Below are 12,206 nucleotides of genomic sequence, written 5' to 3'. Positions count from 1 at the left end.
TGTTCTAAAATTCTGCAAGTCTGCCCTTTTCTTCATCCATATAATACCATTTTCGAAAATTACCCCTTAACGACAGTGAATATGCTATCGCTTCTTCTCTGAAACGGAATTATGCAAAACACTCATTCAAGAATTCAACTCGATTTTTCAATTTATTGTATTCTTCAATAGATCTATCAGTATCTTTTCTTTCGTTCTCCACTTCCATTACTTTCAATTTAATTTCTTCTAGAGTTTTATATCCATATAGCTTAACATTTTCGATTAGGGATATAAGGCTCTCAGTTTCGGTGATTTCTTTATATATTTCATCCTGAAGACGGGGGATTGATTTATAAAAAACGTCTATCTCCGAACTAACTTGGAACTCAGCTGCTAATTTATCTAGTTTGCTCAATTCGATTTTTGCGGCGTCATTTTTACGCATTTCAATCATCGGTCCGTAGTTATCAAACTCATCCCTAAGCTTTTCCTTTTTTGAATTCAGCTTATTGAGAACTTCTTTTACATTTTCAATTATATAAAGAATGTTCTTTAAACCCATTATTTCGGCTAAAGCATCGAACCTTTCCTTAGGGTCATCACGTAAAACGAAATCTGTTACTTGATCTTGAGACAAGATATGGGATTGTTTTATAAGTCCACCAAACATTGATGTGTTGTTCTCGTCAGCAAAATATTCATTACGAAGAAAATTATCGACTTTTTCTTTTCCTACTATTTCTTTGTTTTCTGTAGTAATTATTTTAACTTGCATGTTCCCAAACGTGCCTTTTTCTACTTTAAATCTTCTTGACAAGATGTTCCCAGAAAAATAAATCTCAACGAAACATTCTGTATTTTGTAAATCTGCATGATGATTAATTACCTCTTTGCCGCCAAAACCATCCTTATAACGGCTTATCTCACCTGTTAAACACCACTCCAAAGCATCAAAAAAGGAGCTCTTTCCAAATCCGTTCGCACCATAAAAAATCGTGATTCTCTTTCCTAAATGAAACTCGTGATCACCGATATAATTTCTGAAATTCTTTATTCTTACTTTTTCAATTCTCATATATCTATTCCTTTATTAGAGTAGTGATTGCCTCTTCAACCGATCGAGCATTTAATTTAGCATTTTCACCGTTCTTTTCTTTAATATAGGATATTAGTATATCTGCAACTGAACCATATTGAACCACATCATCAGATAAGGACAACGGGTTTACCACTTTGTTTACTTGTATAGTATCAAGAAATGGGATCCGATTAAGATCAGATTCCGTTCTAACAAGGTACTTTCTTAAGGCTGTCGCCTCACGTTCAACAAAGTATAGTGTTTCATCGCTCACATCCTCGTCACAACAAAGTAAATAATAGGTATTCCAAACATTATATTGTAACCCAAGAAGAATATCTCGAATTTCACGAGCCTCCTCCATTATTTCATCTATACTTATATTCTGATCCCAATTCTGGAGTATTACTAGAACATGATGCTTTATATAACTTTTGACTCCTAATTTATTTAATTCTTCAAAATTAATTTCTTGAAATTTCATTTTGGTTAGACGTTCGTAAACTAGATTATACGTCTGCATAGTCCTCACCTCATTTTATATCTTTCCAGAAACCCCTTAAATGTTGGAGCAGTTCTTCCATGTTCTCAAAACTAAACAAACTGTTAAACTCATCCATTAGCACTCCCCCTGGCACTACATCCATCACAATATTAACCTCTGTGAGAACCGCATTATCTTCTAAAAATTCCGCTTGCGGACGAGGGTCTTTTATTGTAACCGATTGAACCGGATTTCGGTTTCCAGTAAAATTCCCCTGAAAAATAACTTTCTGTGGTGGGTGAAGTATTATGTCTAGAGCATTGTTTATATCACTAAACAATGCTTTTAATTTATCTATACCTTTTTGTAAGTTCTCCCCTCGGCCCAAACTGATAAATGATAAGTGTTGCTCTTTAATTTGTTTAACAAGTAGTGAACTGTGTTTATCAGATATTCCTGCAATATCTTCATAAATTAAAATTAATAGGAAACATGTACTAATCAATTCTTTGAATCTTGCGATTTGATCAAATGATGTTAAATCCCTATAACTAGTCGATGTTTTCCTACCATCAATATAACGATTTATTATTTCCCTTACGCTCCTACCACTATTTACCCAGTCAATTAAATGCTCTTTATAACAACGTAGATGAGGCTCTATTTCATTATATATATCAATACTCTGTATCTCATTAACAATTGATTCAAATACAGTTTCTATAAAAGTAACACTATCATGTTTTCGTGCCGTTTCCCCGGCTACTCTTATTACACGGTCATGAATTTCTTGCCTTATTCTCTCTGCCTCCATACGATCGATATAAAGTATAGACGTGTTTCCAATACGTCTACATTTATCAATGAGAATACCAATCATATAAAAAAGATCCTCAACTGACATTCTTACACCAGGTTCAATTTGTTCACTAAAACTATATAAAATATGATTAATGTACTGATCAAGTCTCGTTAAATCAGTTGTTTTTCTTATATTGAGTCTTCTTAACAGATCTTTCAGCTCTTCTTCACACTCAACTTTGTAATCGAACTCTACTTTTACATCTTTGTATTTGCTATCTTTATCGTGAACTTTCTTTGATAAATGCTTTAGTAAATCATCATCATCATCCACGGCCGAATTAAATGAATTATTATTTATATATGGATCCACTTTTTGCCCACGTGAATTTAGGATTACATAGCTGGTTACCAATTCAAATGTGGTCTTGTAACCAGCTGATTTAGGAAAATATTTTGCCTTAAGTAGCAGCTTGTCTAACCAACTATCGTTATAGTAAAAGTTCACCGTTTTCGGTCGCCCTTTACCACTCACTGTTGGGACCTGCAAGATTTCTTTTGAGCGATCTGTCAAACCTGTGCCACTTGCATGTAAATGAGTCTCGGAACTTGATTTTACTTGAACAAACCTAACCTCATTTCCTTTTCCAACAATAATGTCTTCATGCAACTCCACTGCCAGGAAATCCCACTTACCTTTCAACAAATCAATAAAGTACTCAATCGACACCAAAAATTGGTAATAAAAACCTGCCAATGCAATCCTGCCACCTATTTCATCCGGTTTTAGTCCTAGAAGCTCGTCACGAACCTTATCTTTTTCAGTAACGATTCTTTGTACCAGACTTTCACGCTCTTTATCCTGTGTATCGTAGGATTCAGAAAAGACAGCAACAATAACTTCTTCGTTCATCACCTATACCCCTTATAGTAATTCACTTGTACTCCCATAAAATATTTCTCATTACTTTTTTATTCTTCTACTCTCTCTGCCGTTAAAACAACCTTTCCAATTCGTCAGAATGAGTCTGCTCAACACTCAAATAATTCACGACAGTAGCATACACGTCGTATCTTGAAAGTGTGGAGAATCGGTAAGTCTCTACACTGGCCAATCATGTATTTGCCATAGGCCAAGGTTTGTAGAGTTAGTTCTCTCAGAATTCATCATTATGGTTCCCACTGGTTACAAGATGTCTCGTCAAGTGGCAGGAGTAACTTATTTGCTGCTTGTGTTTAGGAAAAACGTCCTCTAATACTTCTACAAAGTTTTACAAATTCCTCCAAAGGACAAAGTAACACAGGAACTTCATTAAACGTCCCGTTTCATCCGTATAATATACTTATCATTCCTAGCATCCCCGAATTTGATCTGGTATTCTCCTCTCATGATCTATCCATTAAGAGGTTATAATGTTGCCAATATAGTGAGAAGTCCATCAACTCTTGCAAGACGACCGTGTCGACCGGATTTATACTAGTATGTTGGAGAACGAAAAAAAGCACCTTCTTGCTAACGACTAAGGCATTAGCAGGGGCGCTTCTGGTTAGACCTTTGGTTTTGATTGAGGGGTTTGATAGAAAGTTGAAGAATTAATGCATAAGCTCCTTGCTAATCATTTTAAAGCCCACTTGCTGGTAATAAGAACCGTAGCAATGGTGCTAAGCGGGCACTAAAGGATTGAGTTTGTTTGTAATATTCTAGTAGAGAAAGGATAATAACCATTTTATAAGATTTTTGTTTGTTTCTAAAGATTTAGAATTCATTGAGTAGCATGTTGAATTCCTCCAGGCCGAGTTTAGGTCTATCATGCTGGATCAGTCAAAGGTTATAATTCCACTATTTTTGCGTTTTATTTTAATGATAATCAGTATACAAATGACTTGTATTGCTATAGCAACAAGAGAAAGGCTTTTATGAAAGTGATAACCGGAATTATTATAATAAGACTATATGCTAACCATCTATGTATTCCTTGTTTCGATAATTTCCCTTCCAATTTCAAGGATATAAGTGCTGATAACGTAGCGACACCTATGAACCATGAGAATGAAAATGCAATAACGTTTACTTTATTGTACCAAACTTGTTGTTCTGTGAAATGAATATACGAGTAACTAAAAAACCAAATCGATAACCAAACAAATAATATAGGCTTGAGTGGATCATACAGCCTTACAACGATATCCTCAATTTCAGCGTTATTCTCATACTTGGAGACACGGGCCTTCTCCTGCTCAAATTGCTTAAAGTCTACTTCCATCATGGCTAACATAGTACTTAAGTATGCAGGATCTGCCTTAATATAATAATCTTTTGCTACATTCCGAACATTTTCACTGAGTATTGGGCTATACTCTCCTAAATTTCTTATTAAATTTATTTTTGAATTGTGGTTGTCTTTATCATGAAGCACTGCCGCAATATGTGCTTGCAATTGACTGTACACCTTAATCTTCTCATTTAAATTCGTAATCCTTTTCGTATTGTTCCGATTTATCATTTCTTTGAATTCTTTATACATCCAGATTGTTGACGTTCCAAAGATAGTGATAATTAGGGACATTATAGGATTAGCTCCTATTAGTTTGGATATTTCGGACCACATTAAGCTCTCTCCTTAAAAAAATTGTACATACTTTCTCATCACTTGATTATATCAATATTTTCCAAATATTTATACACAGAACACGACAAAGAGGCATGTAGCTAGCACGAATTTCCATAAATGGTTTTATGGGGATACCGTTCATTGACACGTATTATCTACAAATTCATAATAGCCAATACTCTTCTCACTACGATCAACCCTGGGGTGGTTACTTATGAATTTCACCACTCGCATATTCTTTAACGATTCGACCATTGACCATTACTGTCTTTGTAAACAATTTTAAAATTCGATTCTCATCTAGCCGATCCCTTATGCAGACTCCGTTCGATATCCATAGCGTATAGCCTTGTTTTCCTTATCGATCTTATTCAACATTACAAAAAGGAAGCAAAGAGATTTGGATCGATACCTGTAGAAGCAGTTCATCCGGCCTCTTTATAAGTTAATGTTCTGACCGCATTAATCAGTTGACCTCTTTTGTGATAAATAGAATATAGATACGAAATATCGGAAAGAAAACAAGTTTACCCAAGATGAGATGGGCATCTATTCTCATGACGACCGGTCTTATATTAGTGAATTGAAGAACGGAGAAAAAGCGCCATCTCTGCTAACGATCACCGCATTAGTAAGAGCGCTTCAGGTTAAACCTTCAGTTTTGATTGAGGGTTTGAGAGGGATCTGGAGGATTAGGCAGTCCCTCTCCTCCATATAGTATAAGTTAAGAGAATCATTTGAATTTCCTTCATCAGAAGGTATAAGACATCGCTCTGGAAAATAAGCGTTAGGATGTTGATAACGAATCACAAAGGTCTGTGCGGATCCTACCAAATATAGTCCAGTCAACCGGAAGTTGCTTCATTTCAGACTTTTCAAGATCATGCATATTTAAATGCTCGTGAACCCTTCAAAACTAACATCTCCGCAGCATAGGACAATGCCGAATTCAGAATCCGATTCGGTCGTCAGGATGAAGGTAGATATCCGAGTGTAGCGCCCACGTTTATTCTTTCTCCAATTGAAAATGCTTCGTGAGACGTTCAATCGTAAACTGGTTTCTCAATTTACATGCAGAATTTTGGTTAGCGAACATCCCCCTCTCCCTAATGGCCTCATGCTTAGAAACAGTCTTTATCCATTCCACGCGTACAACGTACTCGCAAAGATCGGGATCATCGACATCCTTATCCATTTTGACATGCAGGTCAACTTCCAAAAGCGGAACATTCTCTTCATTGATTGTCACTTGAAAGTCCTTTATGGGTACTACTTCCTCTTGTACGATACCGACACCAACATACCCCACCCTAGGAATACATGCAAAAATTCTGGCGCCTGGTTTCAGGAGGTTCAGCGTATTGCTGTACCACCTCCCTTGCCCTGCCGATATAAAGCCATATCTTCTGCAATCCTCCCAGTTCCGATGTATACCATCGCCCAACGATACATAATAATCTTTGCCATTCCATGGAGCCTTACCTGTTTTCCGGATGTTCATGCTGGATGACTTAGCCTCCAATTTATGGGGATCAATGAGCCAATTTCTGGCCAGGTATTCGTTATCTCCATCTTTAAAATAATGAAAAAAGACTGCATTTACCGGTACTGCAAAGACCGTGAGATAGTCGATAATTCTTTCCGTTGCTGGGGCCAGCTCAGCAGAGACGATGATTAATTGATGAGATTCGTTTAAAGCTTCCGGAAAGTCAGACTGAAAATGATCCACAAAATCCTGTTCCAACAGCCTGCCCGGATTTTTCTCGCTATAGATTTCGATTATTTTCGTGTAAGTTAATTGTTGAATCCAAGACGCATAATCCAAACGTTTGAGCAACGACTTCCCGCGGAGTCCTATTTCGTTTGAGTTCGATTACAACAAGGTTTCCTTCGGAATTCATCGCTAGAATATCAATATATTTTCCAAAAGCCGTGTTAATCTGTCTCCCAATTATCATTAAAGAGGGATCGATGATGCTTATATCATGGGTTAATCACATCCTTAAGCTTCCGCTCGGTTTCAATACTAGAAAAATGAATCCTCTCGACAGCTCCGTTGATTTTCCAGACTCCTAACTCGATGGGCATGTATTTATTCTCCTTTCGAAATTAAACAATAGAGGATAATTATTTTTTCATGTAACACTTCACCTAATATATTCTTTTACATATAATAGGAGATATTGTCGAAACAGTTCGTTAGCCTCGTTGGGTAATTATACCTAATTAGAATACCAGAAAGGATCGATCCAAAGAATGAGAAAAATGGCAACATTGTTTGTTGTATTAATTGGAACTGTGCTATTATCATCAGCTTGTAAGACAGCACCAAACCAATCTTCTACATCCCAACAACTACAAACAACTGAAAAAGTACAACAAGAAGAAAAGAAGGTAAGTAATGATAGATTAGTTAATGCGCCTGACAACGAGACAGATATAAATTTGTCACAAAGCGGCGAACAACAAACTGAGACGTCAAATATTGAGATACAGCCAGATAATACCATTTCTATTAATGACTCTTTAATTCGTTCTACCGAAGGAAAGAATTTATCCCAAGTAGAATGGAAGCCAGGTTCTGCCGATGTGTCTTTGCCAATGAAATTTGGTAAAACGAAAGCAGAATTAGTGCTTGGTTTAGACCATCCTAATGGAACTAAAGCTGTTGTTTACTTTCCCTCTTCTTCGATAGGCTGGCCTCTTGATATGTCTGGTGCAGATAACTCGGGGGCATTCGATGATTTCGGCGAATTGCAGGAGGGTTACAAAATACAAGCTGCTCTTCATGACTTCGATCAAGATGGTATTAAAGAATTAATTGTCGTTGCCGGTGACTCCTTGATTGATGAATGCATTTGGGTATATTCCTTCACTAGTGTTGGGGATTTGAGAAAAATTAATCCTATTAGGCAGGAGCTTTCAATCACTGGGCAGGCTTACATAGAGCTTGATGGTAAAGAACTCATAGCCCCATATGGATCCCAAGGATTATTCGAATCTTATAAATATGTGGATAAACAATTTATGGAACCAGTATATTGAAGTTTATTTACTTTCATCATAATCAAACTTAATTTTTCCTGATAAGCAAACAAGAAAAAATACTGCTTAACCATCGATAGATGGTTGAGCAGTATAACAAAATTATCATTAGCGATGTTTCTCACTAGACGTTCCCGAATTTATTTCCTTGTCTATTCTTACTTCCTACTCTTTCTCCACATGCTCAGTCCGGATCTTCGCATCAGTAAAAATCCCATTTAACATTAGATAACTCTTCTGAACATCCAAATTCGTCAGAACGGCCTCAACCTTTTCCGCCTGGATCAAGTCGGAACAGTTCAACATCATACATAAATATTCCCCCCGACTGTTTTTTTCCTCTGGATCAAGTTGAACCGACAACCCATGACTCAGATACAATACCGCTTTACTGAATACCCCATTTCATCTATTACATCCACCCTATAACTTAGGTTTTTTACCTCATCCCCACTCGAGTTGTACCGAGAGGTACGGAGAATTCTTAATTATCTCAACCCACTGCTCTATAGCATCTCTATAAAAATTCTTGTCTATAAGACTTTGGCGGAATCTGTTGAGAAAAAAGGCGATTGCCTGCATAAAGCTTTCATTCATCTCCTCAACAGGAAGATCTTTGATTTTTCCAAAGAAATCTAACTGCGCCCCCCCATCCGAGAAAGATTTATGAGACAGATAGGTAGTTATAAAAGATATAGTCCAAGCTTTCACCTCATAAGAAGAATCCCAGATAAACAATTCAATAGTGCTAGCCAAAACTTGATCGGAAGGGTAGAGTGTTGCGGCTTTCGCTATCCAACTTCGCGCTGTTCGCAAAAAGCTGCTCCGTTCTTGTTCCTTACTATAAATAATGCGTTCTACAAGCCATTTATTCACACTATCTATCATATGCACGCTTTTCTCGAAACTTTGACGCGCTTGACCCATATGATAAAAGGTTATTTGGCTCATCTGTTCCATTCCGAATTCCTGGAACCAGAGCTCTGGCGACTCATGGTGCTGCGCTAGCTTTAGAAAAAAATATTGATAGACATTATCAAACTGTTCTTCTAACATCCTCAACATCTTTGCCTTTGCAAACTTAGATTTATCGCTACGCGCTTTGAAGAGAATGCGATCTACCTCTTCTTCACTGAGAATATTAACCACCTCAGCAAAAAAAGCTAAGGACTCCATCTGTATGCTACTATTCTTCTCATATCGTTCTAAAATCGCATGAGCCCTTTCCCGGATTTCTTTCTCGCTCAATAAGTTTAGTTTTATCATCAACTTGATCAAAGCTTCTTGTCCTTTTCCCGTAAGATCATCTACCTGTAGCAAGAGGGATTTTAGTTCGGCCAATAATGGTTCCGGCAACGGAGTAATCGAATGTAAATTAAGAACAAGGTAACAATACTGCTCCAGTTTAAATGCACCCTGACTAAGCATTTTTCGTAAAAGTTCGGTCAATAGTTCATAATGGAAGGACTGCAAGGTTCTAGATGACCAACCTATAAAACGAATACTGTCAAGCTGTCCGTAATAAACCGGATAATCTGTACTTATCAAGTGGCGAAGATAGCTTTCGAAGACCTCAACGCTACGTACTGCCGGTAAAGCATTGATTACCCGTACTAAAAGCTTGTTTGCAGTAGAATATAGGTTATTATTCACTGTTGGAATCCCCAGAGAAAGAATACGGGTCAACGGATTTGCCAAGGAATCGATCCAATCAAAGCCGATAATTTTATAGAGAAGACTTGTCTGGGACAGAAGAGCATCTGCCGCTTTGACAAGCAAAAAATAGCTGGTATCCGTCTTAATAGATCTGTTTTCTAGCATCGAAACGACTTGATGTATCCTTCCGTTCATCCAACGGAACAATTGACTTCTCTTATTTCTATACAGAAAGAGTTCATTATCATTTAATGACAAGTCTTTAAAATTTAAACCAAACCCTAAATAACATTGGGTCAGTTGAAGGTGCCCATCCAAAATCAATCGCTCTGCGACTAGCCGCATAGCTGAGTTGTATGTAATCAAAAAATCAGGGAGCCCGTTGTGTTCGATTAACTCAGCATACTGCTCAAGAGCGGTGTACGCTTCATACAAATAGTTATCGGATCCCCAACTGTTCTTCCTCTCTCGGCGATCTCTTAACCTCTCGAGTTCTCCAATACATCGGATGGCCGAACGCTCATGCTCGCTTAATATTTTCTTGAAATCGAGCAATCGGGAGGTCTCCTCTCCGAATCTAGTCATTAATTGTTCTTCGATATTATCCAGGTGAAGGTTATCTAGTATCTTGGCCAGATGCTCACCACTTACCTGTAATTTGCGTAGGTGTTGCAGTGAAAACAGTGCATGTAAAGCCACTTCCTGGTTTTCTGTCTGCAGTACAGACCGATAGTAAGCGTCAACTGCTTCCTCAAAGCGGCCCAGTGTTAAATAAAAATACCCCTTCCTAATTAAGCCCTTCGGATTCGTTTGCCCGTCTAGTAGACGTCTGAGATCCTGCTCCAATTCTTCATACTTGAATTGATTTTTTAAACAGAGTAATCGAAGATGCCGGAGCTCAGTCAGATAAAGATCGTTTTGAATAACTTTCAATACCACTCCGACCAGTCTTTCAACCAACCGGTAATTGCGGTGATCATAATATAGCCGCCTAATATATGTTGTCGTAAGAAGTTCCTTGAACGGCGCTGGCACCTCATTACGTTTGCGAAGATATCGATATAAACAAATAGACTCCTCTTCTAACTGTTGTCCGTGAGTTACGATGACTGTAGTCTGAAATATTTCCACGTATTTCTTCATCAGATACAGCAACTTACGACATATTCCCGGATCAGATTTTTCCCCCAATACATACTCGAACCACTGCAAAGGCATACTCGAATACCATCCAGATGGGGATTTTTTCCTCATTAAAAAGATATCGCGTAGAATTGGCTCAGCGAAATGATGTGAAAGCCCCTCTTCCTCAGCCCGCTCCCATTGCTTAATCATATTCTCTGCTATTTTCACATATTGGACTTGTTGCTCCTCCACTACCTTCAGCCTTGCCTCCGTCACCTCTCTCTCTTTAGCGTCAATTATTAAATGTTTGATGATACCATAGTTTTTCTGTATGTCGCCACCCAAATTCTTCCTGGCCCGAATTATATTGATACTTTCATTCAAATAACGAATTTTCCGCATAAGATGAAATTGAAAATTATATTTCCATTCCTCCGAATCATTCCCACTTATTTCGTCAGATAAAATGATAAGGTTTCGTTGCCTCCAATAGGTTTTAGTGTACTCATCAGCGTTTGGAATATAGGCATATGCCTTCTTTTGATGGTGACCAAGAATTTTTTGAATCCAGCCGTGAATCGCTTTAAAGTTACTGTCTTTCATGCCAAATCCTGCGAAGAATACTGTCCGTTCAGCAAACAACTGCTTGACTTTCAAGGCGATGAGTGGATGCAGTTCCTCATAGTTGCGGTAATCTTCTTCCGAAAAAATAAGGCTTTCTGGACGTTCCCATGTACCATGCATCTTGATCAATTGCTTGTTGAGCGAGGTAGACAGATCCAGGTCTTGGGTGACACAGTGAAACGGTGTATGGAGTTGCCGTAGTGTCTTTTCAAGCAGGTCATCTTGGTTGGTGGTAACATACTCCGTCCAAGGTAGCGAAAGTAGCTGCCGATGGAGCTCGGATGGTTGATATTCCTGGGTCGGTACAGCCTCGAGAAATTCCTTATAGAATTGCGTATCACCGAAGCGCTCTTTGAAAAGCTGAGTCACATATAGAAAATCTCCAGCGATCCGGCTCAATAGTGCTTCTTTGTTATACGCATCCCGTTCCCACAGCTTGCCTGCTAGCTGCAGCATAAAACCAGTCCAATCCTTGAAACTAGTGGAAACCTGATCCGTGACGGGCAATGCATTCAACGACAACCCTGCTCCAACGAATAAAACTGCATTATTAGCGGCGATCTCTTCTGCGAGATGCCTCCAATCCGAAGAAATCATATCTTCTCCCCTATCCAAAAATGAATATATAATATCACAAAAAGGAATGAGTCGTTGTAATGGTTCTAGCTCTGGACATGGAAATTACTTAACACTACATATCAATGTTATTACTTTAGAAAGTTATGTTTTATATGAATTTTAACTATCTGTATATATTTGTAGTTACATGAACCTAAAATATATTTGAAATTGACGATTC

At 37.9% G+C, this 12,206-nt stretch carries 8 protein-coding genes; 2 read left to right on the top strand and 6 right to left on the bottom strand.

The genetic code is table 11. The features are described 5' to 3' along the window. Window positions 1-109: 109 nt before the first annotated feature. The 4 genes from AC27KL_RS23640 to AC27KL_RS23625 form a co-directional block, all read right to left on the bottom strand. Window positions 110-1,057, bottom strand: a complete 948-nt coding sequence (locus AC27KL_RS23640; RefSeq protein ID WP_487171291.1) for an AAA family ATPase — start codon at window positions 1,055-1,057, stop codon at window positions 110-112. Window positions 1,058-1,061: 4 nt separating this feature from the next. Further along, window positions 1,062-1,583, bottom strand: coding sequence for an ABC-three component system middle component 1 (locus AC27KL_RS23635; protein ID WP_487171290.1), 522 nt, complete (start codon window positions 1,581-1,583; stop codon window positions 1,062-1,064). A 10-nt stretch (window positions 1,584-1,593) separates the two neighbouring features. Further along, entirely contained in the window at window positions 1,594-3,258 is a 1,665-nt protein-coding gene (locus tag AC27KL_RS23630) for a dsDNA nuclease domain-containing protein (RefSeq protein WP_487171289.1), read from the bottom strand. 979 nt (window positions 3,259-4,237) lie between these two features. Further along, window positions 4,238-4,954 carry a hypothetical protein gene (locus AC27KL_RS23625; RefSeq protein WP_487171288.1) on the bottom strand — a complete coding sequence of 239 codons (717 nt, stop codon included), beginning with the start codon at window positions 4,952-4,954 and terminating at the stop codon, window positions 4,238-4,240. Between the two features lie 544 nt (window positions 4,955-5,498). Here AC27KL_RS23625 and AC27KL_RS23620 point away from each other — a divergent pair. Next, on the top strand, window positions 5,499-5,675 hold the full coding sequence (locus AC27KL_RS23620) for a helix-turn-helix domain-containing protein (protein ID WP_487171287.1): 177 nt from the start codon (window positions 5,499-5,501) through the stop codon (window positions 5,673-5,675). Window positions 5,676-5,963: 288 nt separating this feature from the next. Here the strand turns inward: AC27KL_RS23620 and AC27KL_RS23615 are convergent, their stop codons facing one another. Then, the gene (locus AC27KL_RS23615; protein WP_487171286.1) at window positions 5,964-6,794 is read right to left on the bottom strand and encodes an endonuclease NucS domain-containing protein; all 831 of its coding nucleotides are present in this window, start codon (window positions 6,792-6,794) and stop codon (window positions 5,964-5,966) included. Between the two features lie 419 nt (window positions 6,795-7,213). On the opposite strand from AC27KL_RS23615, the gene AC27KL_RS23610 reads away from it, so the two are divergent. Next, on the top strand, window positions 7,214-8,002 hold the full coding sequence (locus AC27KL_RS23610) for a hypothetical protein (RefSeq protein WP_487171285.1): 789 nt from the start codon (window positions 7,214-7,216) through the stop codon (window positions 8,000-8,002). A 444-nt stretch (window positions 8,003-8,446) separates the two neighbouring features. On the opposite strand, the gene AC27KL_RS23605 is transcribed toward AC27KL_RS23610, so the two are convergent. Next, complete coding sequence (locus tag AC27KL_RS23605; RefSeq protein WP_487171284.1) at window positions 8,447-12,004, bottom strand: SIR2 family protein; 3,558 nt, start codon at window positions 12,002-12,004, stop codon at window positions 8,447-8,449. Window positions 12,005-12,206: the final 202 nt, after the last annotated feature.

This window comes from Paenibacillus sp. YAE3 (assembly GCF_057546105.1).
This window is presented reverse-complemented; position numbering and strand designations above follow the sequence as displayed.